Raw genomic sequence first — 24,706 nt, forward strand, 5'->3', positions numbered from 1 at the left:
AAAGGAGAAAAGAGGGAAACCATGTATATTGCAGATGAAAATAGATATGAAAAGATGATGTATAATCGAGTTGGAAAAAGTGGTTTGAAATTATCGGCGTTATCATTAGGATTATGGCATAATTTTGGAGAGGTGGATCTCTTTGAAAATATGCGTGCTTTAGTGAGAAGAGCTTTTGACTTAGGGATTACTCATTTTGATTTGGCGAATAACTATGGTCCCCCAGCTGGTAGTGCGGAGGAGAATTTTGCAAAAATCTTGGAAAAAGATATGAAGATTTATCGTGATGAAATCGTTATTTCTACGAAAGCTGGTTTTCCAATGTGGGAGGGTCCTTATGGTGACGGGGGCTCAAAAAAGTATTTAGTATCTAGTCTTGACCAAAGCTTAAAGCGTATGGGGCTTGATTATGTAGATATTTATTATCACCATCGTCCAGATGCAGAAACGCCATTAGAGGAAACAGCAGAGGCATTAGATTTATTGGTACGTCAAGGAAAGGCGCTGTATGTTGGTGTTTCTAACTATACCCCAGAGCAAACAAGAGAAATGGCAGAAATTTTTGAAGCGAAAAAAACACCATTCATCATTCACCAACCATCCTACAGTATGTTTAATCGCTGGATTGAAGATGGGTTAAAGGATGTATTAGTGGAAAAACAACTTGGCGCGATTGCCTATAGTCCACTTGCGCAAGGTTTATTGACGGACCGTTATTTAAATGGTATTCCAGAGGATTCACGGGCAAATCGAGAAACAGGACGTTGGCTACATAAAGAGAATGTGGAGCAGACGATTGAAAAAGTAAAAGCACTAAACAATATTGCGAAGGACCGGGGGCAAACACTTGCGGAAATGGCTGTTGCTTGGATCCTTCGCGATGGCATCGTAACAAGTGTGCTTATTGGGGCAAGTAAAGTTAGTCAAATCGAAGACAATGTCAAAGCATTAGACAACATTGAATTTAGGGAAGAAGAGCTTGCCGCAATTGATCGTGTAATAAAAGGATAGGAAGCAAAAGAAACACTACAACTTTTCCATAGTTGTGGTGTTTTTTTGTAATGGTTGATTTAAAAATGGAATGTATTCTTCTTCAACCGATTAACAATATACTCAGCCTGCACAATCATAAAAAGTAAAAATAATGGAATAGCAAGCACGACAAGCTTTCGGTGCCAATGCAAATTGCGGTGGAGTAAATAGGAAGAAAATAAATTAGTCAGCACCATGTTCAACAAGTTGGTCATAAAAATTCACCCTTTTTTTCTTTTAGTTTGATAACAAAGGGTCATTCTTATTCAAGTGCTTATATGGAAAAGCAATCAAGAATACTTTTATATAAGAAAGAAAAAAGGGAATTCCTGTCCTTTTGCTAGCTTTTTTTCTATATAAAAGAAAAAAGGAGTTGTTGAAATGACAATAGGATTTGATTGTGCGACAAAATTAACGGAGAAAATGGCGAGGGATTTAAAGGGGGCAGGCTTTGAATATGCCGCGCGATATTTGGGATCAAGTTGGAAGTCATTTGATAAAAAGGAGGCAGAGATTATTCAAAAAGCAGGAATCAAGCTAATTAGCATTTTTCAAAAAAGCGCCAATAAACTTTCCTATTTTACCGAAAAGCAAGGAATCACAGATGGAAAAGACGCAGAAAAATGGGCTAAAGCAGTCGATCAACCAGAAGGAACGGCAATCTATTTTGCCGTTGATTGTGATATAACGGGTAAGCAAATGGCAAATATCCAAACCTATTTATCAGCCGTGAAAAAGCAATTGCCGTCCTATAAGGTAGGGATTTATGGTTCCTATGCGGTGATGTATGCGATGAAGAACGATGCCGATTATTTTTGGCAAACCTATGCGTGGTCCCGCGGGGAAGTAGCACCATTTATTCACATGTATCAGCACGAGAATAATATTATCATCGAAGGGGTCAATATCGATCGAAATCGAATTATGCAAAGTCCAGGACATTGGGGAGCGGCGGAAGCTGTGCAGACCAGTAAGTATACTGTTCAACAGGAAACGGGCGCTTTTCTGACAGCTGCTGATGCCAAATCTGGGAAAAATAAAAAAGGGACCGTCAAGCCGGGAACCTATGCAATTTTTAATACCTCCCAAGGAATGATAAATGTTACGAAAGTGGAGGGCAAGCCGGGATCTTGGATCAATCCCCATCATGAAACGATTCATATTGTGTCAAGTGGGGAAACGTTAACGAAAATCGCGAAAACCTATAGCACCACCATTCAAGCGATTCAAGCAAAGAATCCGCAGATTAAGAATATTAACCTTATCTATGTGGGCCAGGTAATAAAAATATAATTTGACTAGACAAATTATGATATTAATAAAGGGTTTTCAAGAGAGGATAGCGAATGAATAAATGAGGTGAATAAAAAGATGAAATCATTTGAGAAAGAAGTTCGATGGGGAATTATTGGCTGTGGAGACGTAACAGAGGTTAAAAGCGGACCAGGGTTTCAGCTCGCTGAAAATTCTAAGCTAGTCGCTGTAATGAGGCGGAATGGCGAATTGGCAAAAGATTATGCAGAGCGTCATCATGTTCCTAAATGGTATGACGATGCAAAAGCTTTGATTAATGATCCAGAGGTTGATGCTGTTTATATCGCTACCCCTCCAGGTTTTCATAAAGAATACACGATTCTTGCAGCTAAAGCAGGCAAACCAGTGTATGTAGAAAAACCAATGGCAAGAAATTATCAGGAATGTCAAGACATGATTGAAGCATGTAAACAAGCAGAGGTACCTTTATTTGTAGCCTATTATCGACGAGCACTTCCTCGTTTTTTGAAAATAAAAGAAATCATCGACAGCGGCGTATTAGGGGATATTCGATTTGTGCGAACAATCCAATATCAGCCAGCGTTAAAAGATGATCAAGCATGGAGAGTGCAGCCCGAGCTTGCTGGCGGCGGCCTTTTCCTTGATTTAGCAAGTCATACATTAGATATTCTTGATTTTCTGTTTGGTCCCATTAAAGAAGCAAAAGGATTCGCATCCAATCAAAATGGCAGCTACCAAGCGGAAGATATCGTAACCGGCACCTAATCTATTTGAGTCAGGCGTTCACGGGACAGGCACTTGGTGTTTCAGCGCCCATGACCATATCGACGAAAACGAAATCGTCGGCAGCAAAGGCAAACTTACTTTCGCAACCTTTGGCAACGGCCCAATTACCTTCACGACTCCAGAATCAAAAGAAGAGTGGGTAATCGAAAATCCTCGCCACATCCAACAGCATCTGATTCAATTGATGGTGGATGAATTAACAGGAAAAGGAACTAGCCCAAGCACAGGTGTTAGTGGAGCAAGAACGAATTGGGTAATGGACCAGCTGATAAAAGGGTATTATCAATAATAAAACGGGGAGAGAAACATTTCTTTTGGGGAGTGTTTCTTTTTTTGGTGGGAGGAAGTGTGAAAGTGTATGGGGGAAGAACTGCTGAAGTTATTAGAGGAATTTGAAAACCAGATTAAGATGGGATTTTGTTTTGATGGACCGGTTTGAGGAGGAGCCGTCTCTGAGCCCAAAAACAAGAAAAAGTAGAGGGAAAGGTAACAGAGAAGCCGTCTCTGTGCCCGAAAGCAAGGAAAAGCAGAGGAAAAGGTAACAGAGAAGCCGTCTCTGTGCCCGAAAGCAAGAAAAAGCAGAGGAAAAGGTAACAGAGAAGCGGTCTCTGTGCCCGAAAGCAAGAAAAAGTAGAGGAAAAGGTAACAGAGAAGCCGTCTCTGAGCCCAAAAGCAAGAAAAAACAGAGGAGAAGGTAACAGAGAAGCCGTCTCTGAGCCCAAAAGCAAGAAAAAGCAGAGGAAAAGGTAACAGAGGAGCCGTCTCTGAGCCCAAAAACAAGAAAAAGTAGAGGAGAAGGTAACAGAGAAGCCGTCTCTGAGCCCGAAAGCAAGAAAAAGTAGAGGAAAAGGTAACAGAGAAGCCGTCTCTGTGCCCGAAAGCAAGAAAAAGTAGAGGAGAAGGTAACAGAGAAGCCGTCTCTGAGCCCAAAAGCAAGGAAAAGCAGAGGAAAAGGTAACAGAGAAGCCGTCTCTGAGCCCAAAAGCAAGAAAAAGCAAAGGAGAAGGTAACAGAGAAGCCGTCTCTGAGCCCAAAAGCAAGGAAAAGCAGAGGAAAAGGTAACAGAGAAGCCGTCTCTGAGCCCAAAAGCAAGAAAAAGCAAAGGAAAAGGTAACAGAGGAGCCGTCTCTGAGCCCAAAAGCAAGAAAAAGCAGAGGAAAAGGTAACAGAGAAGCCGTCTCTGAGCCCAAAAGCAAGAAAAAGTAGAGGAAAAGGTAACAGAGAAGCCGTCTCTGAGCCCGAAAGCAAGAAAGATGGAAACAGAGATTATAGAAGAAATGAACCCCACATTCCCCATCCCACCAAAAAAATCCCAGAGCAACTACTATGCTCTGGGATGGAAACACTGCCTTTATTAACTATCTTTAGAACTGCTTGTGGCTCTACGTATAAACAGGGAAAGAACTAAGGCGATGCTGGCAATAATGGTTGCGACGAGAAAGGCGTCGTTTATTCCGCTGATGGTAGATGCTTGTGCTGCTTTTCCGTAGATGGTGGAGATGGCAAGTGTTTGACCTGCTCCTACTGGAAGTCCAGTTAGGCTTGCTAACCCTTGACCCAACTGTGCAAACTTTTCTGCGATAAACGGATTGGCAGAAGAGATGATGTTGTTATAGTTATCTAAATGAAATGCTGTACGATTTGTCATGACGGTGATTAAGAAAGCAGTTCCGATACTTCCGGCAACGGTTCTTGCTGTATTGGATACAGCTGTACCGTAGCTTGTTAAGTTTAAGGGAAGCTGATTCATTCCTTCTGTCATAACGGTCATCATAATAAAGGACATTCCAAACATCCGGAAAATATAGAGCATCATCAAATGTGAATAAGATGTCTGCATGGTTAATTGGGTGAATCCCCATGTCGTTAAAACAGTGATAATTAAACCGATGACTGCAAGTGGTCTTGCACCAAAGCGGTCAAATAGCTTTCCGGCAATTGGAGACATGATTCCCATGATGATGGCACCTGGTAACATTAATAATCCAGAATCCAATGCGGTAAAGCCACGAATATTTTGTAAGTATATAGGCAGAAGCAGCATTGCTGCAAACATGGCCATATTTACAATCATGCTTATTAAGGTTGTTAAAGTAAAGATACTATATTTGAATACACGCAAATCAATCATAGGTGCTTCCGTTGTAAGTTCTCTCCATATGAATAGGCATAAGAAAATAACACCAATCACAAGGGAAAGAACAACTACTTTACTATCCCAGCCGTTGTTCCCAGCCTCACTGAATCCGTATAGCAAGGATCCTAGGCCAACAGTACAAGTAATAAAGCCGATGGTATCAAAGACTGGATTCGAAACTTTAGTGACATCCTTCATCCAAATAATGGCAATAATTAAATCGAGAATGCCGATAGGGATAACTAGCTCGAATAATACTCTCCAAGAGTAATGGCCGATTAACCAGCCAGATAAAGTCGGACCGATGGCAGGGGCGAAAATCATTACAACACCCATAATGCCCATCGCTGTTCCGCGTTTTTCTGGTGGGAAAATGATTAAGAAAACGGTCATCAACAGTGGCATTAATAAGCCTGCTCCTGCTGCTTGGATGATGCGTCCTATTAAGAGCATGGAAAAACCAACAGAGGTTGCACACACAACCGAACCAATGGTAAAAGCAGAAATCGCTCCAATAAGTAATTTCCTTGTTCCAAATTTATTTATCAAAAATGGAGTGATTGGGATAAACACACCATTTGTTAGCATATATCCAGTGGATAGCCATTGGACGGTGCTTGTAGATACATTTAAATCATTCATAATATGTGGAATGGCCACATTTAATAAGGTCTGGTTAAGAATCGCCACAAATGCGCCAAGCATCAGGGCAACAATTACTTTGCCGCGGTTTATTTCTTCGCCAGTGTCAAGTGGTTTATAAGGAGCTTTCTCCTTATTCGCTTCCTTCGTTTGTGAGAGTTCCTCTTCCTCTTTCGACTCTACTGAAGCTTTCTCATGGAACTCAACAGAGGATTCAGCAGCACTTTCATTCTCCCGTTTCTCTTCAATTAACTCTATTTGTTCCTCATGAGTTTCTCCCACATCCGCTTCCTTAGACGCTTCTACAGGTTTAGCTAGATCCGATTTTTCAAGGGATGGCTGAATGTCATTATTCCTCTTTGCATCATCTAGGACGTTTTCTGGTTTCGCCACTATTTTCTTTTTTCGTAAAAAAAGATTGATGATTAGGAGCAGGAGAATGCTTCCGATAATATAGCTTGTGATGTAAGTGGTCATATCCATCACCTACTTATGAATTCTTACGGAAACGTTCATACCTGGAATTAGTTTTAGGCCGCCGTAATTATCGATGGAGATGGTTACGGGTATGACTTGTGTTTCTTTTGTGTAGTTTCCTGAGCTGTTGTTGCTTGGCAGTAGGGAGAAGGTTCCTGCTGTTGCAAGTCCTAGGCTGTCTACTTTACCTGTTAGAACTGTATCTGGATAGGAGTCTACGTATAAGTCTACTTCTTGGCCGACTTTTACTTTATTGATGTCTGTTTCGTCGATGTTTGCTGTAACCCAAAGATTATCTAAATCATAGCTTTTTGCTAGGGATGTTCCTGCTGCAATATAAGTATTTGGTACGGCGCTTGATTGAACGATGGTGCTATTTTCTGGAACGGTAATATCCATATCAGTTGTGCCTGATTCTGTTACAACTTCTACAGTACCAATTTTTTGGTTTTTATTAAAAGAAGTACCTGTTTCGCCTTTCCATTCTGTTAGTTTCCCTGTAGCTGGTGATGCGATGCTAATTTGTTGTCCGGCGATTTGGGCATTGTCTGTTTTAATATAGGAGATTGATTGGTCGTAGAAGTAATAACCGGCAAATCCTCCTCCTACTAAAACGATTAAAAGGATAATATTTAATAAAATCATGCGTTTACTATTCATAGTTGTTCCTCCTCAATTTCACTTAAAATGGCTAATATTTTCCCATTTAGTTCTAGTATTTTGTTTATTTCTTCTTCAGGAAGCTCCATCACTTCTTTAACTTTTTTTGATAGAGTAGATGTTCCAGCAAAGTATTGTTTCATAATGCTGTGTCCTTCTTCCGTTAGTTGGATATTTACCGCTCGACGATTGTCTTCAGGAATGGTTCGTTCAATTAATTGTCGTTGGGATAGTCGATCGATAATTCCGCTAACGGTGCTTTTCGTTAAAGAGAGCTTTGTCGCTAGTTCTCCGATTCCGATATCAGGTTGGAAGTAGATTCTGTACAGTGTTTTAAGCTGTACGGCTGTTAAGTCCAATTTGTTCGCATCTAGCTGGACAAGGTGGTTATAGGCTTTATGAATCCGGGAATAAGAGCGAATTAATTCGTTATTTAACGACCCGTTCATCTGAAAATTCTCCCTTTCTATTGTTTTTATTAAAACTGTTCGTATACGAACTATTGGATTGTCGCATATATTTTTACTTTAGTCAATTGTTTTCTTAAGAGGAGTTATTTGGGTTGGCTTTCGTTATATAGGCTATAGCATTTTGTACCAAAAGGCGGTCGAACGATTTAACGCTGGAAAAATATTTTCGCTATCTTAGTTTCTTCTATTCTTAAATGGATTATCCTTGTCTTCGATTAAAGATAGAAACGCATCGACTACGAGTGGATCGAACTGTTTTCCTTTGTTGCATTTTATTTCTTCGAGAATTTGGTCTAATTGGAGTTCCTTTCGATAGACGCGCTTGGAGGACATTGCGTCAAAGCTGTCAGCTACTGCAACGATGCGGGCGACTAATGGAATTTCTTCTCCTTTTAACCCATTTGGATATCCCTTCCCATCAAACCGCTCATGGTGATGAAGGACAATATCCAGTATGCCATTGTTTTTATATTGCTTAACATGTTTAATGATTTCGTATCCCTTTATCGGATGCGTTTTTATTAATTCATATTCTTCCTCTGTCAATTTTCCAGGCTTAGTTAATAAACATTCTGGTATACCAATTTTCCCAATATCATGAAGTAGTCCTCCAATATGAATAACATCGCATAAGGAAGAAGGTAAATTCATTTCCATTGCAATTTCCATTGCATATTTAGCAACATTTTTAGAGTGGTTCATCGTATAAGAATCTCTAGAATCTAGTGCATTGGAAAGCACCTTTGTTAACGCTAAGTTATCTTCAAGCACTCTTTGAACTCTAGACATAAGGCCAACCGAAATAAGGCTGATTAGTAAATAGGTCAATAAATAGGTAATAAAGGTAGACATAGTGAGTGATTGATCTTTGATGAAAAAAAATCTACAGGAAACTACCAAGAAAGTAAGTAAGAAAATTACCCAAAAGGGACTTTGATAAAAGCCGATTCCTAGAAAAATGGAACATAGAATATAGAAGATAAAATAGTTTTCGTGATTTTCAAAAATACAGAGATTCAATATGATACTAATAAATAAAAGAATAAAGAAAAAATATCGGAAATAAGTAGCATTATTCCATATTCGATGATACATAAAGTACCCCCAGTGTTCATCTAGTTACTATTAATCGAAAGAAGTTTCTAATAATTGAAGTCTGCCCCATTCTTTTTATTTAATGAGCGATGAGTAAGTGAAATATTTTCTAGTAAATAGTTCATACTAAAAAAATGAAATAATCCCTGAGGTGATCAGATGAATGACCAACAACGATCTTTTTTTGATCGATTAGTTTCTATACAAGAGAATTATACAAAAGAGGCAATAGAGTATTGGAGTAAGTATTCTGGTTTGGATACATGGCAGTTTTGGGTGGGAGTGCTGATGTTAGTTATTCCACTAATTGTCATATTTTTTTCTATTGATCGAAAGCATATATTCATTATTGGTTTCTTTGGTTTTGCTGTGCATATGTTATTTTCCTATGTAGATGCAACGGGTATTCGCTTTGGTTTATGGGCCTACCCGTATCAGTTTCTGCCATTCTTACCAAGCTTCTCACTGGATGGGGCGATTATTCCAGTGGCTATTATGCTCGTATTTCAATGGACGTTAAAGCATAATAAAAACTTCTATCTTAATGCAACCATATTAGCAGTTATTTTTGGCTTTGGTTTTAAACCACTTTTGACAGCTATCGGGTTATTTGAACCCTATAAATGGATTAATTTCTTCTATATTTTTCTGATTTATTGGTTCCTCTATATTGGTGGGTATCTAATAACAAGATTATTTATGAAGTTGCAGGAAAAAAGAACGGACAAGCCAATATAGACAGGAGTTATTTTATGTTCTTATCTTGATGGTAATTTTATTTAATGCAATTGCTTATTTTATTCCAAAACGCTTAACAGCTATTGAATTGTTGACAACGACATTGTTTGCCACATTTCTTCAACTAGTAACTGATACCTTTCTCGATTTGAAATATGATTTATATGGTTATTTTAGAATAGGGGTAGATTGGGAAAGTTTGATTTAGATTGGGGGAATCTATCCAGCGATTAACGTCATCTTTCTAAATTACTTTCCGTATAAAAGTGGTCTTCATAAAAAGATAGTCTATATTTTCACTTGGGGAGTCATTGCAATGGTATACGAAACCTTCTTTATCTATACAGGAACCTTTTATTTAAATGGCTGGAAGCAATTTTACTCCATTTTTACCTATCTAGTTCTATATGTTTTTTTGATGCTTTTTCACAAATTAACAGTGAGAATGATTGAAAGAAGTAGACGGGAAAGAAGTGATTAATTACCCTAGTTATTTGGTATAATGAATGGAAAATGGATAGTAGGGTGATTTTTGATGACAATTATCATTTTTATTTTGGCTGGTATAGCTGAAATCGGTGGGGGCTATCTCATTTGGCAATGGCTTCGAGAGGGCAAGCCTTATTATTGGGGGATATTTGGCGGAGTATCTCTTGTTTTATATGGTATTATTGCAACCTTTCAATCGTTTATGTCGTTTGGAAGAGTATATGCTGCATATGGAGGTATCTTTATCATCCTCTCTGTTTTATGGGGATGGGGGATTGATCGAAAAACACCTGATTTGTATGACTGGATAGGTGCAGGTATTTGCCTAATAGGAGTAGGTGTGATGCTGTTTGCACCGAGACAATAAAATAATCAAAAAAGACAATTCCGTCTATCGAGTGAATGGAGAGGGAATTGTCCTATCATAAATGGAATTTGAAAGCTTACTTCTGAGAATCATTCGCAAAAACGGATTCTAATTCTTTCATTAGTATTTCGGCGCCTTCTTTACTTAACACAATCTTTCCGTTGCCAATGGTGATATTATCAGGTGAGACTTCCCCAGTAATCGCACACTCCTCAAAGGCTTTATACTTCTGGAAGACGATTTTTTCCCCTTCTACGAAAATCTCTAATGGATCTTTAATTTCAATTCCCAATGTTCTTCTCAATTCTCTTGGAATAACAATACGACCTAATTCATCCACTTTCCGAACAATTCCAGTACTTTTCATCCCTTATCCCTCCGATACATTTTTTAATATATATACTATATTTTAACATATTGGCTAAGTATTGAAAGAATAATGTTTTGAAGTAAAGATAATTTAATGAAAGAGATGAAGCATATCAGTAGAATTTGTTATCTAGTATCGTCTATACTTTTAAAGAGAGGAAACCTTTTCTAATTTATAGAAGGAGGATATCAATCATGCATACAACAATTCCACAAATAACGCTAAATGATGGCCTTGTGATTCCAGCCATTGGATTTGGTACATATGATTTGCGAGGCGCGTCTGGTGTTCAAGCGATGACGTCAGCAATTGATATGGGCTATCGCTTACTCGACTCTGCATTTAATTACGAAAATGAAGGAGCAGTCGGTGAGGCCGTTCGCCGCAGTGCTGTTAGCAGAGATCAATTATTCCTTACATCCAAACTTCCAGGAAGACACCATCAATACGACAAAGCCATCTATACTATCCAAGAATCACTCTACCGCACAAAACTAGATTATTACGATTTATTCCTAATTCACTGGCCAAATCCCAAAACAGATTTATACGTAGAAGCCTGGCAAGCGTTAATTGACGCCAAAAAATGGGGACTCATTCGCTCCATCGGTGTCTGCAACTTCTTACCAGAGCATCTCGATCGCTTGAAAAAAGAAACCGGCGTATTGCCGAGCATAAATCAAGTAGAACTACATCCATTTTTTTCACAAAAAGAGCAACTAGCCTATGACAAAGAGAACGGAATCGTAACCGAATCATGGAGCCCACTCGGCCGAGCAAATAATGTCCTAGAAAACGAAACGATTCAACAAATAGCAAAAGCACACGGCAAAACAATATCCCAAGTCATCCTAAGATGGCATACCCAACTAGGAGCCTTGCCAATTCCAAAATCAAGCTCCCCACAAAGACAAAAAGAAAACCTAGAAATATTCGATTTTCAATTAACAGAAGAACAAATGCAGCAAATTTCTGGGCTAACGCGTGTTGATGGGCGGATTGCGGATCAAGATCCAGCTGTTTATGAGGAGTTTTGAGGTTAGAATCCCTTATTGTGTTGAGCGATAAGGGATTTTTTTGTTGGTTGGAGTGGGGTGGAGATGGTCGGAAATGTGGATATATAATCGAAAGCAGTGGAAATGGTCCAAAAAAACAAATATATGATCCAAAGCAAAGCAGATATGATCCAAAAAACGAATATATGATCCAAAGCAAAGCAGATATGATCCAAAAAACAAATATATGATCCAAAGCAAAGCAGATATGATCCAAAAAACGAATATATGATTCAAAGCAAAGCAGATATGATCCAAAAAACAAATATATGATCCAAACCACATTCCGCCACATTATCAAAAAGGATTTTCAAGCAATCAAGTAGAATAACTAATCTAGAAAAAAAGAAAGGAAGTGGAAAATTGTTCTTAAATGAAATTTGCAAGAGTGATAGACTGAGATCAACAGAGGTGCTAGTAGGAAGGTTAAAAGAAACTTATAAACTTAGACCGAATGTAATGGAAGATTTAAGGAAACTTTTAGCTGGTTATCGCGGCGAGAAAGAAATGAAGTATTATCTGCAATTTTTGCCGGAAAAAGAGTGTCTTATCATTCATAATCTCCGCCTTTATGATGGAAAAACATATTTTCAGATAGACTATCTCATTCTCAACCAGCGGTTTTGCCTCATTGTTGAATGCAAAAATTATTACGGAGAGGTTTACTTTGATGCTAAGTTTAATCAAATGATTCGCAAAGTTGATGAAAAGGAAGAGGGATTTTCTGATCCTATATCCCAAGCCAAAAGGCATCAGCACCAATTGCAAACATACTTCAAGCTGCACAACTTCCCACCAATTCCCATCGATTTCTTAGTCATTTTCAGCAAGCCATCTACCATCATAAAAGGAAATCCCGCAATTAAAGACAAAGTCATACACAGCCACAGCTTTTTAGAAAAATGGGAATTACTCTCTGTAAAATATAAAATGATTGCGATTGATTGGAAGATTCTCCGCAAAATATCCAAAAACCTCTTAAAAAATAACACTCCCGAAACCTTAAATTTATTAAAACAGTATGGAATTCAACCAAATGATCTAATTACAGGAGTGCAATGCCCAGCATGCGCGAAATTTGCAATGATTCGCCAAAAACGGAAATGGTGCTGTCCTCATTGTGAGACATATGATGCAGCTGCCCATCAAAAGGCGGTAATGGATTACTTTTTATTGATAAAATCCACCATTACAAATAAGGAGTTTCGTGAATTCTCCCAGCTTACCTCACGTGGAATCGCCTCCAAAATGCTAGTAAAGATGAATTTACCAAGTAAAGGAGAAAATAAAGGCAGAGTTTATTACAAACCATGATTTTTCAAGAAGAGAATGGAGTGAAGATTTGTGAAAAAATGCGGATATGATCCAAAAATTAAATAAATAATCCAAAGGTGAACAGATATGATCCAAAATAGAAATATATTGTCCAAAGCAGGGAGGATATGATCCAAAAAACGGATATATGATCCAAAGTTGTACGAAAGCAACATTTGAATAAAAAAAGAGTCATTTTTCCCCATTCTTAATCTTTACGAAAAACAATGGAATAAAAATGACTCTTTTTCAGGTGGAAATTATTAACTTCATCTATTTAATATTAGAGTTAGCCTAAATTAGAAAGGAAAAAATGCGGATATGATCCAAAAATTAAATAAATGATCCAAAGGTGAACAGATATGATTCAAAATAGAAATATATTGTCCAAAGCGGAGAGGATATGATCCAAAAATTAAATATATGATCCAAACCAACATAATCAACTCCACCCAAACCTCAATCCCCCAACAAAACCCCCATCATCTTCCTCTCCAACACAACATCCGCCGCATTTGGATTATTAGCCTCCAGCCCAACACCCTCTTCAGAAAGGGCAACCGCCTTATCTCGGTCTCCATTCACGTAAAGCTCATAGGCAGCTGAGATTCGTTTATTGCTCATCTGTTTAATTGCTAAAAACCGTTTAACTTCCTTCAAAGCAAAGATGGAACGTGCTTCTTCCTTATCGCCCTCTAATACAGCTAATAAAAACAATCGTTCTTTTGCAATCTCGACTCTGAAAAGGGAAATAAGCTGTTCTTTTCTTTTCCACAGCATATCATTAATCCTTTTTGCCTCTTCAAAATCAAGGCGGTCCATTGCCAGTGCTTGCTGGATGCAGAGAGTCCACTGTGAAAAATAGTCCTTCCCATCATCGTCTGGGGGCAATGCAAATAATTCCTCTGGCAGCTCCTGATAAGTGACACCGTTGGACGTTTGGGCGTTAATATAAAACTGGGAAAAAAGCTGCCACTGCTTGCTTTCCTTCTTCCAAGCCATTTTTAGCGTCATGCCATCATTAAAGCCAGCGGGAATAATATTCGTTAACCCGATGAGCAACCCGAGAAGGATAAAAATACTAGCAACTAAAGGGAATTCTCCTGCAATCCAGGCAATCAACCCAACGACAGCACTCGCAAGAAAATTCATGATGACTCCACCACATAAATACAGCTTAAATGGAAACTTGCCCGCAACATATGGCGGCGGAGCCATTAAGCATTGTCCAAGCGTTCCTGGGACATGCAGCTTTTTGCGCTCTAAGCCGTTCTTTGTCGAAACAACCATCCACGAAAAGACGCGAAAGGATACGAGAGAATAGCCAGTTAATTTTCCGAAAATAAGATGTCCTGCTTCATGCAAAATAATATGTACAATATAAAATACAATCAAACAAATCAAGCTAGTGATAATACTAGTAACATTTACATCCCCTGATAAAATAAGAAGCGAAAGCGCACCACCAAATACAGCGCCAATCACAACCATTACAAGTGTAGAAAGAAATTTCTTCATGCCATAACTCCTATCCCTGATTAATCTAAAATAATTGTATCAGACGTTTATACAATCATCTATCAAAAAAAGAAATTTATCCCAAATCTGAAAAATAGAATGAAAAACAGTTAAATAGTAAAATAATAGACAAGGCATACATAAAAAGGAGAGGTATATAAATGAAGACAGAGCAACAGTATTTCGAAGAAGGTTCTACTATTCAAGCGTATATGGACAATATGAGTACATTAAAAGAGGAAAGCTATGAGGTGTATCAAAACTTTACATTGCCTGAAGATGGTTTTGCAGCAGAATTAAAGCAGCACAACCTCCACTTTTTAACCATAACAGAGGATTGGTGTGGAGATGCAATGGTGATTAATCCGATTCTTCGCAAATTAGTGGAAGCGGCTGATCTTCAGATGCATGTGGCACTTAGGGACGCGGACACGGATTTAATTGACAGACATTTAACAAACGGCGGCAGAGCTATTCCGATGGTCCTTGTTTTAAATGAACAAGGAGAGTTAGTCGGCAAGTGGGGACCGAGGGCGCCAGAGGTACAAGAGATGGTGACAGAAGGTCGAGCTAAGCTTCCAGTAAAAGAGGACCCAGCATTTGCGGAAAAGCAAAAGGAATTTTATATGCAATTACAAAAAACGTACCGAACGGATCCGGCAATTTGGACATATGTGTACAATAGCTTTAAGAGTACGTTAAAAGAAATCATAAAATAAAGGAAAAACAGCTCCCAACGATGGGGCTGTTTTTTTCTTTACCCACGAGATGGAATTATTTTCGTTTGACATTTAGCGATAAAATCATTAATATAATCGCATACGATATATCGGATGCGATACATCTTATTCGATTAATTTTTGTTTGATAATTATTTGTAAATAGGGTCCAGAATAGCAGAGAGGATTTACAGCGAAAAAATAAATGTGTTTTGCTGCAGGAGGAGGAGGAATAGATTCCATGTTAAAAATCTTGAAAAATTTTCAAAAAAGTGACTGGATGTTTATCACATTTGCCCTTATTTTTATCTTTGGGCAGGTATGGCTTGATTTAAAACTTCCAGATTATATGGCGGAAATCACTAGACTTGTACAGACAGAAGGTAGTGAGTTAAGTGATGTTCTCAAACAAGGTGCCTTTATGATGCTTTGTGCAGTGGGAAGTATGGCCGCTTCGATTATAACTGTATTTTTTGCGGCAAAGGTTGCTGCTGGTTTTTCCAATCGACTGCGTAAAAAAGTGTTTGATAAAACTTTATCTTTTTCCATGGAAGAACTGTCTAGTTTTTCGACAGCGAGCTTAATTACTCGTTCTACCAATGATATTATGCAAGTGCAAATTCTAATTATCCTAAGCTTGCAAATTGTGATAAAGGCTCCGATTATTGCCATTTGGGGCATTTTTAAGATTATGGGAAAAAGCTGGGAATGGACTGCTGCTACAGGTGTAGCAATCGCTATATTATTAGTATTAATCGCCATCCTAGTTTTTGTGGCCCTGCCTAAATTTAAAGTAATCCAGAAGTTAACGGATAATCTTAATATGGTAACAAGAGAGAATTTATCAGGAATCCGTGTGGTTCATGCGTATAATGCAACTCGTTACCACGAGGATAAGTTTGAGAAAGCGAATAAGGAACTGACAGATACGAATCTTTTTACAACAAGAACAATGGCTGTTATGATGCCAACGATTACCCTTATTATGTCTGGAATGAGTCTTGCTATCTATTGGATTGGAGCGGTGATCATCAACAATGCTCCTATGGCAGATAGATTGCCTTTATTCTCTGATATGGTTGTATTCTCTTCCTATGCCATGCAAATCATCATGGCCTTTATGATGGTTTCTGTTGCATTCGTCATGCTTCCTCGTGCGGCTGTTTCTGTAAGAAGAATCAACGAAGTGCTCGATACAGATGTGAAAATAAAGAGTGGCACGAAGACAGAAGGGGACAGCAAAGGGGAAATCGAATTCCGCCATGTAAGCTTTAAATATCCTGGTGCGAGTGATTACATTCTCCGAGATATTAGCTTCACTGCATCCAAGGGAGAGACAGTAGCCATTATTGGTTCAACTGGTAGTGGAAAAAGTACCCTTCTCAACCTGATTCCACGCTTTATGGATGCTACAGACGGGGAAATTTTAGTGGATGGTCAAAATGTGAAAAATTATAAGTTGGAAGCTTTGCGAGATAAAATAGGCTATGTATCCCAAAAAGCTGTTATGTTCAGTGGTTCGGTTACATCCAATATTGCTTTCGGTGGGGAGATTAAGCAATCAGAAGATAAAGTAAAACGAGCCGTAGAAATTGCCCAAGGGAAGGATTTTATCGAAAAAATGGATCAGCAATATGAGGGAACTATTTCGCAAGGTGGAACCAATCTTTCTGGTGGTCAGAAACAGCGATTATCGATTGCCCGTGCTATTTACAAAGATCCAGAAATCTATTTATTTGACGATTCTTTTTCCGCATTGGACTATAAAACAGACCGTGTCCTCCGCTCCAAGCTTAAAGAGGAAATAAACGATGCTACAAACATTATTGTTGCACAGCGCATTGGAACCATTAAGGATGCAGACCGAATTCTTGTATTAGATAAAGGAGAAGTAGTCGGAATAGGGACACATGATGAGCTGATGGTTACTTGCGATGTTTATCAAGAAATTGCCTTATCACAATTATCAAAGGAGGAGCTCGAAATTGGCTAAGAAAAAGGATGTTAAAGAAACGAAAAATCAATCAACAAAATCGATTCCTCCAAATGCAAAAGGCATGAAATTTTCTAGCTTGAAGGAACTAGCGGTTTACTGTAAGGCGTATTTTCCAATCATTTTACTTGCTTTAATCCTTGCGATGACAGCCTCTATCTTTAGCATTATTGGTCCTGACCAGCTTAGCAAAATGACGGATTATATTACAGAAGGCTTAATGGGAGAAATTAACCTGGATGCTGTCTATGATGTCGCTATTTTTCTCGTATTCCTTTATGGTTTAGGCTATATTTTCAACTATGTTCAAGGTTTTATTATGGCTACCGTCACTCAAAGGATTTCTAAGCAATTAAGAAGAGATATTTCGGGAAAAATTAATCGATTGCCTTTAAGCTATTTTGATAATACAACAACAGGGGATGTCCTTAGCCGTGTAACAAATGATGTCGATATGGTTGGACAGACAATGAACCAGAGTGTTAGTAGCTTAATTACGGCTATTACGATGTTCATCGGTTCGTTAATCATGATGTTCTATACAAATTGGATTATGGCTATTGCCGCTATTTTATCTACATTTATCGGCTTTGCGTCTATGGGTATGATCATTTCGAAATCACAGAAATACTTTGCCCAACAGCAACAAGAACTTGGAAAACTAAATGGCCATATCGAAGAAATCTATTCCGGTCATAATGTTGTGAAGGCATATAATGGAGAGCAACAAGCAAAGGATGCTTTCTCTGCCATTAATTCACGCCTATTTGAAAGTGCGTGGAAATCGCAATTTATGTCAGGATTAATGATGCCATTAATGATGTTTATCGGAAACTTTGGCTATGTCGTTGTATGTATTGTTGGTGCTGTGCTTGCTGTTAATGGCCATATTTCATTTGGAGTCATCGTTGCCTTTATGCTGTACATTCGCTTATTTACACAGCCCCTGCAGCAAATTGCGCAAGCAGCGACAAATCTACAGCAAACAGCAGCGGCAAGTGGTCGTGTTTTTGAATTCTTAGCAGAGAAAGAGCTTGTAAAAGAAGACGAAAAGAAAGAAAAACTGCAAAATGTCAAAGGCGATGTGGAATTTAAGCATGTACGCTTTGGATACAGTGAAGATAAAGCAGTTATCAAGGATTTTTCCGTAAAAGTAAAAGCTGGTCAGAAAGTAGCAATCGTTGGACCAACTGGCGCTGGAAAAACAACATTAATCAACTTGCTTATGCGTTTTTATGAAGTGAATGGCGGAGAAATTATGATTGATGGTGTCCCGACTAACCAAATGACACGAGAATCTCTTCATGACCTGTTCTGCATGGTTCTTCAGGATACATGGATATTTGAAGGCTCTATCCGTGATAATATTGTTTATTCCAGAGAAGACGTATCTGATGAAGAAGTAGAAGCAGCTTGCAAATCAGTTGGCTTGCATCACTTTATTCAAACATTGCCAAACGGGTATGATACAATTTTAGATGACAAGACGAGCTTATCGGCAGGGCAAAAGCAGCTTATCACCATTGCCCGTGCGATGGTAAAAATGGCACCATTGCTCATTTTAGATGAAGCGACTAGCTCTGTAGATACACGCACAGAATTGCTGATTCAACAAGCAATGGATATGCTGACAGAAGGAAAAACTTCTTTCGTTATTGCACATAGATTGTCAACGATAAAAAATGCTGACTTAATTCTCGTAATGAAAGAAGGAGATATTATTGAAGCAGGAACACATAAGGAACTAATGGAGAATAATGGTTTCTATGCAGAGCTTTATAATAGTCAGTTTGAAGAAGCGTCTTAAATTTTACCTAAGCCAAGAAAGACTCGCAGTTTGGCTTTAAGAGTTTTTCTTCATAATAACTTTTGAAGAAAGGAGTTAACAAATGCTAGATAGGGCCACGTATATTTGGGAATCCATCGATTTCTTGAATCGTTTTATCATGAAGAGTCTCCAGAGACATGCAGAAGAACATGGAATGACTGCCCCGCAAGTACGCGTCATTCTAGAGGTCTTTATTAATAAAAAAATAAGTGTCAAGGAGCTAACCCAAAATCTTCGCATGACACAGAGTACGGTTTCAGATATTGTAGAAAGACTAACGGAAAAAGGGATTCTCATCAAGAAGCCGAATCCACAAGACAAGCGATCTGTTCAGATTATGTTAACAGAAGAAATGGTAAAAATAATCGAAGAAACCTCACCAAAGCCGATTCAGCAAATAATGGGTGCGGTATTAGATAATTTGCAGCCAAGCGAGCAAGCGACTGTTGAAGAAGGAATAAGGCTATTGGTAGCAGCAGTGGGCGAGAAGATGGAAGCAGATGGAATCGAGAGCTTAGAAGATTTTGAAGTGCTATTTTTGCCAAAAGAGAAGAAAAAGTAAAAGAAAAGGGAAGCCATGTTCAACGCCTAGTTAACATGGCTTTGGCCTGTCGAGAATGCTTATTTACTTAAAAAAATTGTTTTTCCTTACTTGCTAAAAACTGTTCCAATGCTTCGTTACTATCAATCCCCATTCTTTCCGCTAAAATAATGAGCCACCAGATGGATTCGCCAATTTTATGCGTAAGCTCTGCCTCTGGATTATCACCAGTTGGCCATCTCTCTTGCTGCGCCATTGATAATCGCCCAACCAATGCAGCATCTGTAAGAAAAGCAAGTGCATCTTCCGCAACAGACCACTCTGAACCATGGTATTGTTTTTCTAATTGATGATAAGCCTGTCTAATTTGAAGAGAGCGTTTTACTGCTTCTTTAAAATTCATGTAAAGGATCCTCCTAATAATGTTGTTAGATGATGGAATGAGGATTCCACCATCTGCTTCACTTACTAAAAATAACATAGGAAAGTTGACAGCATGTTGTCATGTTTAAAGCCTGATTTGTTTTGATTGGAAAAAAAGGAAAAGATATAACGAATGCTATAATATAGAATTAACAAATAAATCCTATCCTATGAAATAAATAAGAAGAAGGTGAAAGGAGAATAATCGATGAGTAATAACGTACAGGACCATTTACCAAAAATTGTTTCTATTTTCCCTGATTTAGTGATTTGCCAGAAGAAGAATGGCGTAAAGCTGGAATTGATGTAAAGAAACTGGAACCAGCTTAAACGATACCAGAAGGAATTATTCTAGATTATGCTGTTTTTATTTTAGATGGAAGGGTGAGAATGTACAAAGTAAGTGAAAGTGGGCGCGAAATAACGCTATACCGAATAAGTGATGGAGAGTGTTGTCCTTTAATGAGCTCGAGCATTTTAGGGGGAACAGAATATGAAGCATCCGTTAGTGTGGAAACCCACAGCCTGGCGCTTTTCATTCCGACACCAATCTTTCGGGAGTGGTTTGATACATATAAGAGCTTCCGCCAATTTATCTTTCAATCGATTTGCGGAAGAATCCTCACCCTTTCTAAATTACTCGATAACATTAATTTCAAATCCATTCGCAGCCGAGTAGTAGAATATTTGTTAGAACAAGCGGAAGGAAATGTTATCAAAACAACTCATGATACATTAGCAATCGAACTAGGATCTGTTCGCGAAGTAATTAGTCGCACACTAAAACAACTAGAAAAAGATCAATATATCGCATTGACGCGAGGGAAAATCATGATTTTAGACCGAGCAGGCTTAGAAGAATTAGTAGAATAACGACATGTTAAAGAATTTTTTTTGCTTTTATTCGTTATGTAACTTAGTTACGGAGTTCATGCTCTTCCTCCTGCTAAGATAGAAATATCTTGAAAGGAGGAATTAACAATGAAAAATGTCGGAGGATTTGATAGAGGTTTTCGCATCATATTAGGAATTGCCCTTTTATCACTATTTTATTTTTTACCAGGGTATTGGAAGCTATTTGGCCTAATCTCCCTTCCTTTACTAATCACTGGACTTACACAAAAGTGTGGCATCAATAAATTGTTAGGTAGAAATACTTGTAGAATTAATTAAGCTTGTACTTGGAAGGAAGGGCAATCCCCCGCCGATAAAGAAAGGTAGGTGGGGGGGGCCTAACTATTTAGGGGTGTTTTGATAGGAAATATTATTCCGACTGATGAATAGAATGAATAGCTAACAAGACTTCCTATGGTTGCCGATACTTTTGAAATCTTATCGTATTGTCACCTGAATTACTTAATTTTCTTCTTAAAAAGGATACATCCTTATCTATCTTCATACTTAAATAAATCATAAATCCACTAAATAAACTGGATAAAAGGGTACTTGCTAGTAAAAACCAGATTATTTTTTTTGCCCCATTCCATGCCATTCTTACACCTCCTCAACTTGAAGGTATTATCTGTTAAATTAATGGATGTTATACTTTATTTCCGATACATTCTATAGATAAGAAAAGGCAGACTTCCATTAAATAAATATCCCTTTATAGAGCAAAACAAAAGGCACCTAAAAAGGCGCCCTATACTATATTAATTATCTCTATGTCACTATCTTCAAATTCCATTTCTAGCAAATGTTCATACTCTAAATTATCTTCGGCACTTATTAAAGGTTTTTCGATGATAGAATTAATCCATTTTCCCAACATTTTAAAGCACCTCATTTCGTTAGTATAATACGCATATACCCTATACCTTTATTTTATAAAAGTATTATGAACGATATGTTTAGCAAATATGAAATATTTATTAAGCTTTTTTCGGTGACGTTTTTCGGTGACAGGCACCACAAAAAGACAAACTGCATGAATTGTACATATGAGAAGGACACTGAATGAAGACAATAAGGGTTCTCAGCCGAATACACCAACTTAGGTTGAAAGTGTTTATCTTGTAGGAAACAGAAAAACGATTGTTCATATCCAAAAAACGCGAGCAAAAGAATGCAAAACAAAACAAAAGACACTTCTCCCAGTCATCCGTTATTTTCTTCCATTCACCACTCAATCCTTATTTCCCCAACACATGTAACAGAATCTTTATCCATCCAAAGAAAGAAGTCCATAATGGAATACTGATGCCTAATCCAATCGTGAAGCCTTTAACAAATTTCTCGTTTTCCATGTAGAAACACTCCTCGATAATGACAAGTCCACTTTACCCTTGATAACAGTTATTCTAACCACTTATTAGAAAAATAGTAGGAAAAGCCCGAAATACAACATGGAATAATACATCAATTTACTACTCGCTTATTAAAAAAAGAAGTGAACATTAGCTCACTCCTACTTCAAAACTCAATCTAATTTCTGCAACTGAAACACCCTAGCTTGATAATCTCCTCGCACAGGCTCGCCAACACCATTCTTACATACACTCCGCCCATGCCCTTTTTGCCGTTTGGAATATAATGTTTCCGATAAGAATAGACCCATTTCCATCAATTCACTTCCTGAGTAGACAGTATCCAATTCTTTTACGAGATAACGCGCTGTCCGGTCCAATCCTTTTAATCGCAAGCGCTTATAGCGATCATTTGGACGAGCAAGAACTTGATACCAGCCAACAATTGCCTCCGACTGATCCTCTTTCACGACCATCCAAGCCGTTCCACTTCCAGCCTCGCCTAAGCCACTAAGACGACTCTCGGTAGTGGATCCCGCAAAAGGGTCAGCCAAACGGATAAACTTCCCATACAACAACAACTGGCGCTTTTCCTTATAAAAGCTGATTTGCTCTTTCACTAATTTAGCTTCCTCTTCTGAAAACGTGCGTGGATCGAGCTCATATCCAAAGGCGCCGAAATAGGCAACAGCTGCACGCATCCCAAGAGAAGTAACTCGGCCGACTTGATGATTCGGCGATGCAGAGACATGGGCACCCATCGAACTAACAGGATAGACGAGGGATGTTCCATATTGAATCTTTAAACGTTCCACCGCATCACTATTGTCACTCGTCCATGTTTGTGGTGCATAATACAGCATCCCAGGATCAAAGCGCCCGCCACCAGACGCACAAGACTCAATCAAAAGGTCAGGATACTTATGAAGCAACTTCGCGTATAGGGCATACACACCGAGGATATATCGATGCAGCACTTCCCCCTGACAAGCCCCATCCAAATAGACCGAATACGCATCATTAATATTGCGATTCATATCCCATTTTACATAGGCAATGTCTGCCTCGCCAATTACCTTATCCATCATCGTAAACACATAATCGACTACTTCCGGATTAGCAAAATCAAGCACATACTGGAACCTCCCATGCTTGCGTTTTCTGCCAGGTGTCCCCATAACCCAATCTGGATGTGCCCGGAACAAATCAGAATCCTCATTGACCATCTCTGGCTCAAACCACAAGCCGAATTGCATCCCTAGTTCCCGGACACGATCTGCAAGACCTTTAATCCCATTCGGCAACTTTTCCTTATATGCAACCCAGTCCCCAAGCGATGAACGGTCATCATCTCGCTTACCAAACCAGCCATCATCCAACACAAATAATTCGACGCCAAGCTTGCTCGCAGCAGATACCATCTCGACAATCTTCTCTTCATCAAAGTCAAAGTATGTACCTTCCCAATTATTCATAACGACAGGACGCGCCATTTTTGCCCACCGAGGATTGATTAAATGCCCGTGATACAAATCATGAAACGCCTGACTCATCCCATTTAAGCCACTATCTGAATACACCAACACCGCTTCCGGCGACCAAAATGCCTCCCCAGACGGCAAATTCCATTGAAAACGCTCTGGATGAATCCCAATCATCATCCGCGACATCCCATAATTGTCAACCTCCACCTGTGCCAGGAAATTGCCGCTATACACTAAATTCATTCCATAAACTTCCCCACCATGCTCTGTCGTGTCATTCGAAAGCAATGCCATAAACGGATTATGCATCGCACTACTCGCACCCCGCACCGACTTGACCGCCTGCACACCAGGTCGAGTCATCCCCCGATAGACATGACGCTCCTTCGCCCAAGCACCTGATAGATGGAGCATCTCATACCCATCCCCAGGCAAATCAACACTCGCACTCAACAGCCGCTCCAACACAACCGATTGCTCCCCACCATTTACGACCCGCACAGATCGAGTAACAACAGGCAAATGCTCAAAAATCGTATAATACAGCACCACCTGCAGCCCACAATCATCATCCTCTAACCGGACCACCAACGTTTCCGCCGCACCCTTCTCCGCAAAGGTAGCAGGCATCCCCCGACGTTTCGGCTTCCCATCCAACACATCATGGGATACATATGTAAGTTCCACCACATACGAACCATCCCCGAAAGCCACCTCCAGCATCGCCTCCCGGAAATCCCCCGACCCAGACACCGGCAACTCCTGCTTAATTAACTCCAGCGAATGATCCCACTCATCCTCAAACTCACAAACAGAAAGGGGCCGATAACTCCGCTCCACAAACCGCTCCACCGAATCAGCAAGCACCACACGCTTCCCATAATACAACTGCTCCAGCTGCCCATTCTCCATCACCCGAAACAAATAACTAATATAATCATTACATAAATGAAAAGCCTTTTCTTTTTCATGGAAAAAAATAGACATGCCTTTTCCCACACTCCTTCTTCATATCATTTCTATGTCATTAGCGAAGATTCTCTTTAC

The 24,706-nt window shown here is 39.0% G+C and carries 24 protein-coding genes and 1 pseudogene; 15 read left to right on the forward strand and 10 right to left on the reverse strand.

Annotated features, from left to right (window positions below; genetic code table 11):
* Positions 1–21 precede the first annotated feature (21 nt).
* Positions 22–1,011: an L-glyceraldehyde 3-phosphate reductase gene (gene mgrA / locus ACWNMZ_RS17935; RefSeq protein ID WP_031539521.1), complete on the forward strand. Its 990-nt coding sequence runs from the start codon at positions 22–24 to the stop codon at positions 1,009–1,011.
* A 59-nt stretch (positions 1,012–1,070) separates the two neighbouring features.
* Here mgrA and ACWNMZ_RS17940 read toward each other — a convergent pair whose 3' ends face one another.
* Positions 1,071–1,247: a hypothetical protein gene (locus tag ACWNMZ_RS17940; protein WP_251629172.1), complete on the reverse strand. Its 177-nt coding sequence runs from the start codon at positions 1,245–1,247 to the stop codon at positions 1,071–1,073.
* A 166-nt stretch (positions 1,248–1,413) separates the two neighbouring features.
* Between ACWNMZ_RS17940 and ACWNMZ_RS17945 the strand changes: the two genes are divergently transcribed.
* Positions 1,414–2,325, forward strand: coding sequence for a glycoside hydrolase domain-containing protein (locus tag ACWNMZ_RS17945; RefSeq protein WP_048717698.1), 912 nt, complete (start codon positions 1,414–1,416; stop codon positions 2,323–2,325).
* A 78-nt stretch (positions 2,326–2,403) separates the two neighbouring features.
* Positions 2,404–3,382: pseudogene (locus ACWNMZ_RS17950) on the forward strand (Gfo/Idh/MocA family protein).
* A gap of 1,065 nt (positions 3,383–4,447) precedes the next feature.
* Here ACWNMZ_RS17950 and ACWNMZ_RS17955 read toward each other — a convergent pair.
* The 4 genes from ACWNMZ_RS17955 to ACWNMZ_RS17970 all read right to left on the reverse strand — a co-directional run bounded on the left by ACWNMZ_RS17955 (position 4,448) and on the right by ACWNMZ_RS17970 (position 8,331).
* Complete coding sequence (locus ACWNMZ_RS17955) at positions 4,448–6,349, reverse strand: DHA2 family efflux MFS transporter permease subunit (protein WP_349204306.1); 1,902 nt, start codon at positions 6,347–6,349, stop codon at positions 4,448–4,450.
* Between the two features lie 9 nt (positions 6,350–6,358).
* Positions 6,359–7,009, reverse strand: a complete 651-nt coding sequence (locus ACWNMZ_RS17960) for an HlyD family secretion protein (RefSeq protein WP_031536156.1) — start codon at positions 7,007–7,009, stop codon at positions 6,359–6,361.
* Positions 7,006–7,458: a MarR family winged helix-turn-helix transcriptional regulator gene (locus ACWNMZ_RS17965; protein ID WP_031536157.1), complete on the reverse strand. Its 453-nt coding sequence runs from the start codon at positions 7,456–7,458 to the stop codon at positions 7,006–7,008. Before ACWNMZ_RS17965 ends, ACWNMZ_RS17960 begins: the two co-directional genes overlap by 4 nt.
* Before the next feature lie 195 nt (positions 7,459–7,653).
* Positions 7,654–8,331 (reverse strand): HD-GYP domain-containing protein, encoded by a 678-nt coding sequence (locus ACWNMZ_RS17970; RefSeq protein ID WP_449598712.1) that lies wholly within the window; start codon positions 8,329–8,331, stop codon positions 7,654–7,656.
* A gap of 402 nt (positions 8,332–8,733) precedes the next feature.
* Here ACWNMZ_RS17970 and ACWNMZ_RS17975 point away from each other — a divergent pair, with 402 nt between their 5' ends.
* From ACWNMZ_RS17975 to ACWNMZ_RS17990, 4 genes are read left to right on the forward strand one after another with little or no spacing between them, the layout of a single operon-like run.
* On the forward strand, positions 8,734–9,312 hold the full coding sequence (locus ACWNMZ_RS17975) for a hypothetical protein (RefSeq protein ID WP_349204302.1): 579 nt from the start codon (positions 8,734–8,736) through the stop codon (positions 9,310–9,312).
* A gap of 28 nt (positions 9,313–9,340) precedes the next feature.
* Positions 9,341–9,520 (forward strand): hypothetical protein, encoded by a 180-nt coding sequence (locus tag ACWNMZ_RS17980; protein ID WP_231512515.1) that lies wholly within the window; start codon positions 9,341–9,343, stop codon positions 9,518–9,520.
* 21 nt (positions 9,521–9,541) lie between these two features.
* Positions 9,542–9,793: a hypothetical protein gene (locus tag ACWNMZ_RS17985; protein ID WP_331280219.1), complete on the forward strand. Its 252-nt coding sequence runs from the start codon at positions 9,542–9,544 to the stop codon at positions 9,791–9,793.
* A gap of 54 nt (positions 9,794–9,847) precedes the next feature.
* Entirely contained in the window at positions 9,848–10,168 is a 321-nt protein-coding gene (locus ACWNMZ_RS17990; protein ID WP_031536160.1) for a YnfA family protein, read from the forward strand.
* A gap of 76 nt (positions 10,169–10,244) precedes the next feature.
* On the opposite strand, the gene ACWNMZ_RS17995 is transcribed toward ACWNMZ_RS17990, so the two are convergent.
* Positions 10,245–10,535, reverse strand: a complete 291-nt coding sequence (locus ACWNMZ_RS17995) for an AbrB/MazE/SpoVT family DNA-binding domain-containing protein (protein WP_031536161.1) — start codon at positions 10,533–10,535, stop codon at positions 10,245–10,247.
* Positions 10,536–10,732: 197 nt separating this feature from the next.
* Between ACWNMZ_RS17995 and ACWNMZ_RS18000 the strand changes: the two genes are divergently transcribed.
* The gene (locus ACWNMZ_RS18000; RefSeq protein ID WP_349204301.1) at positions 10,733–11,575 is read left to right on the forward strand and encodes an aldo/keto reductase; all 843 of its coding nucleotides are present in this window, start codon (positions 10,733–10,735) and stop codon (positions 11,573–11,575) included.
* Positions 11,576–11,956: 381 nt separating this feature from the next.
* Positions 11,957–12,907, forward strand: coding sequence for a nuclease-related domain-containing protein (locus ACWNMZ_RS18005; protein ID WP_048717868.1), 951 nt, complete (start codon positions 11,957–11,959; stop codon positions 12,905–12,907).
* Between the two features lie 459 nt (positions 12,908–13,366).
* Here the strand turns inward: ACWNMZ_RS18005 and ACWNMZ_RS18010 are convergent, their stop codons facing one another.
* Positions 13,367–14,425 (reverse strand): hypothetical protein, encoded by a 1,059-nt coding sequence (locus ACWNMZ_RS18010; protein WP_235252679.1) that lies wholly within the window; start codon positions 14,423–14,425, stop codon positions 13,367–13,369.
* Positions 14,426–14,586: 161 nt separating this feature from the next.
* Between ACWNMZ_RS18010 and ACWNMZ_RS18015 the strand changes: the two genes are divergently transcribed.
* From ACWNMZ_RS18015 to ACWNMZ_RS18030, 4 genes are all read left to right on the forward strand, one after another.
* Entirely contained in the window at positions 14,587–15,144 is a 558-nt protein-coding gene (locus tag ACWNMZ_RS18015) for a thioredoxin family protein (protein ID WP_031536165.1), read from the forward strand.
* A 241-nt stretch (positions 15,145–15,385) separates the two neighbouring features.
* Positions 15,386–17,137 (forward strand): ABC transporter ATP-binding protein, encoded by a 1,752-nt coding sequence (locus tag ACWNMZ_RS18020; protein WP_349204299.1) that lies wholly within the window; start codon positions 15,386–15,388, stop codon positions 17,135–17,137.
* Positions 17,138–17,180: 43 nt separating this feature from the next.
* Positions 17,181–18,944: an ABC transporter ATP-binding protein gene (locus tag ACWNMZ_RS18025; RefSeq protein ID WP_349204322.1), complete on the forward strand. Its 1,764-nt coding sequence runs from the start codon at positions 17,181–17,183 to the stop codon at positions 18,942–18,944.
* 82 nt (positions 18,945–19,026) lie between these two features.
* Entirely contained in the window at positions 19,027–19,527 is a 501-nt protein-coding gene (locus tag ACWNMZ_RS18030) for a MarR family winged helix-turn-helix transcriptional regulator (RefSeq protein WP_251629187.1), read from the forward strand.
* 67 nt (positions 19,528–19,594) lie between these two features.
* Here the strand turns inward: ACWNMZ_RS18030 and ACWNMZ_RS18035 are convergent, their stop codons facing one another.
* Positions 19,595–19,909, reverse strand: coding sequence for a nucleoside triphosphate pyrophosphohydrolase family protein (locus tag ACWNMZ_RS18035; RefSeq protein ID WP_349204298.1), 315 nt, complete (start codon positions 19,907–19,909; stop codon positions 19,595–19,597).
* Positions 19,910–20,319: 410 nt separating this feature from the next.
* Here ACWNMZ_RS18035 and ACWNMZ_RS18040 point away from each other — a divergent pair, with 410 nt between their 5' ends.
* Together ACWNMZ_RS18040 and ACWNMZ_RS18045 are read left to right on the forward strand one after the other, a co-directional pair.
* The gene (locus tag ACWNMZ_RS18040; RefSeq protein WP_435406657.1) at positions 20,320–20,802 is read left to right on the forward strand and encodes a helix-turn-helix domain-containing protein; all 483 of its coding nucleotides are present in this window, start codon (positions 20,320–20,322) and stop codon (positions 20,800–20,802) included.
* A 108-nt stretch (positions 20,803–20,910) separates the two neighbouring features.
* Positions 20,911–21,102, forward strand: a complete 192-nt coding sequence (locus ACWNMZ_RS18045) for a YgaP family membrane protein (protein WP_031536171.1) — start codon at positions 20,911–20,913, stop codon at positions 21,100–21,102.
* Positions 21,103–21,235: 133 nt separating this feature from the next.
* Here ACWNMZ_RS18045 and ACWNMZ_RS18050 read toward each other — a convergent pair whose 3' ends face one another.
* Together ACWNMZ_RS18050 and ACWNMZ_RS18055 are read right to left on the reverse strand one after the other, a co-directional pair.
* The gene (locus ACWNMZ_RS18050) at positions 21,236–21,421 is read right to left on the reverse strand and encodes a hypothetical protein (RefSeq protein WP_349204297.1); all 186 of its coding nucleotides are present in this window, start codon (positions 21,419–21,421) and stop codon (positions 21,236–21,238) included.
* Between the two features lie 927 nt (positions 21,422–22,348).
* Complete coding sequence (locus ACWNMZ_RS18055) at positions 22,349–24,646, reverse strand: alpha-galactosidase (protein ID WP_449598772.1); 2,298 nt, start codon at positions 24,644–24,646, stop codon at positions 22,349–22,351.
* Between the last annotated feature and the right edge of the window lie 60 nt (positions 24,647–24,706).

It is taken from the genome of Niallia sp. Marseille-Q9988 (assembly GCF_976954375.1).

Excerpts from the sequence above, each read along its gene's own strand:
- mgrA (WP_031539521.1), top strand. The coding sequence starts at position 22 with ATGTATATTGCAGATGAAAATAGATATGAAAAGATGATGTATAATCGA.
- ACWNMZ_RS17940 (WP_251629172.1), bottom strand. The coding sequence starts at position 1,247 with ATGACCAACTTGTTGAACATGGTGCTGACTAATTTATTTTCTTCCTAT.
- ACWNMZ_RS17945 (WP_048717698.1), top strand. The coding sequence starts at position 1,414 with ATGACAATAGGATTTGATTGTGCGACAAAATTAACGGAGAAAATGGCG.
- ACWNMZ_RS17955 (WP_349204306.1), bottom strand. The coding sequence starts at position 6,349 with ATGACCACTTACATCACAAGCTATATTATCGGAAGCATTCTCCTGCTC.
- ACWNMZ_RS17960 (WP_031536156.1), bottom strand. The coding sequence starts at position 7,009 with ATGAATAGTAAACGCATGATTTTATTAAATATTATCCTTTTAATCGTT.
- ACWNMZ_RS17965 (WP_031536157.1), bottom strand. The coding sequence starts at position 7,458 with ATGAACGGGTCGTTAAATAACGAATTAATTCGCTCTTATTCCCGGATT.
- ACWNMZ_RS17970 (WP_449598712.1), bottom strand. The coding sequence starts at position 8,331 with ATGTCTACCTTTATTACCTATTTATTGACCTATTTACTAATCAGCCTT.
- ACWNMZ_RS17975 (WP_349204302.1), top strand. The coding sequence starts at position 8,734 with ATGAATGACCAACAACGATCTTTTTTTGATCGATTAGTTTCTATACAA.
- ACWNMZ_RS17980 (WP_231512515.1), top strand. The coding sequence starts at position 9,341 with ATGGTAATTTTATTTAATGCAATTGCTTATTTTATTCCAAAACGCTTA.
- ACWNMZ_RS17990 (WP_031536160.1), top strand. The coding sequence starts at position 9,848 with ATGACAATTATCATTTTTATTTTGGCTGGTATAGCTGAAATCGGTGGG.
- ACWNMZ_RS17995 (WP_031536161.1), bottom strand. The coding sequence starts at position 10,535 with ATGAAAAGTACTGGAATTGTTCGGAAAGTGGATGAATTAGGTCGTATT.
- ACWNMZ_RS18000 (WP_349204301.1), top strand. The coding sequence starts at position 10,733 with ATGCATACAACAATTCCACAAATAACGCTAAATGATGGCCTTGTGATT.
- ACWNMZ_RS18010 (WP_235252679.1), bottom strand. The coding sequence starts at position 14,425 with ATGAAGAAATTTCTTTCTACACTTGTAATGGTTGTGATTGGCGCTGTA.
- ACWNMZ_RS18015 (WP_031536165.1), top strand. The coding sequence starts at position 14,587 with ATGAAGACAGAGCAACAGTATTTCGAAGAAGGTTCTACTATTCAAGCG.
- ACWNMZ_RS18020 (WP_349204299.1), top strand. The coding sequence starts at position 15,386 with ATGTTAAAAATCTTGAAAAATTTTCAAAAAAGTGACTGGATGTTTATC.
- ACWNMZ_RS18030 (WP_251629187.1), top strand. The coding sequence starts at position 19,027 with ATGCTAGATAGGGCCACGTATATTTGGGAATCCATCGATTTCTTGAAT.
- ACWNMZ_RS18035 (WP_349204298.1), bottom strand. The coding sequence starts at position 19,909 with ATGAATTTTAAAGAAGCAGTAAAACGCTCTCTTCAAATTAGACAGGCT.
- ACWNMZ_RS18040 (WP_435406657.1), top strand. The coding sequence starts at position 20,320 with ATGTACAAAGTAAGTGAAAGTGGGCGCGAAATAACGCTATACCGAATA.
- ACWNMZ_RS18045 (WP_031536171.1), top strand. The coding sequence starts at position 20,911 with ATGAAAAATGTCGGAGGATTTGATAGAGGTTTTCGCATCATATTAGGA.
- ACWNMZ_RS18050 (WP_349204297.1), bottom strand. The coding sequence starts at position 21,421 with ATGGCATGGAATGGGGCAAAAAAAATAATCTGGTTTTTACTAGCAAGT.
- ACWNMZ_RS18055 (WP_449598772.1), bottom strand. The coding sequence starts at position 24,646 with ATGTCTATTTTTTTCCATGAAAAAGAAAAGGCTTTTCATTTATGTAAT.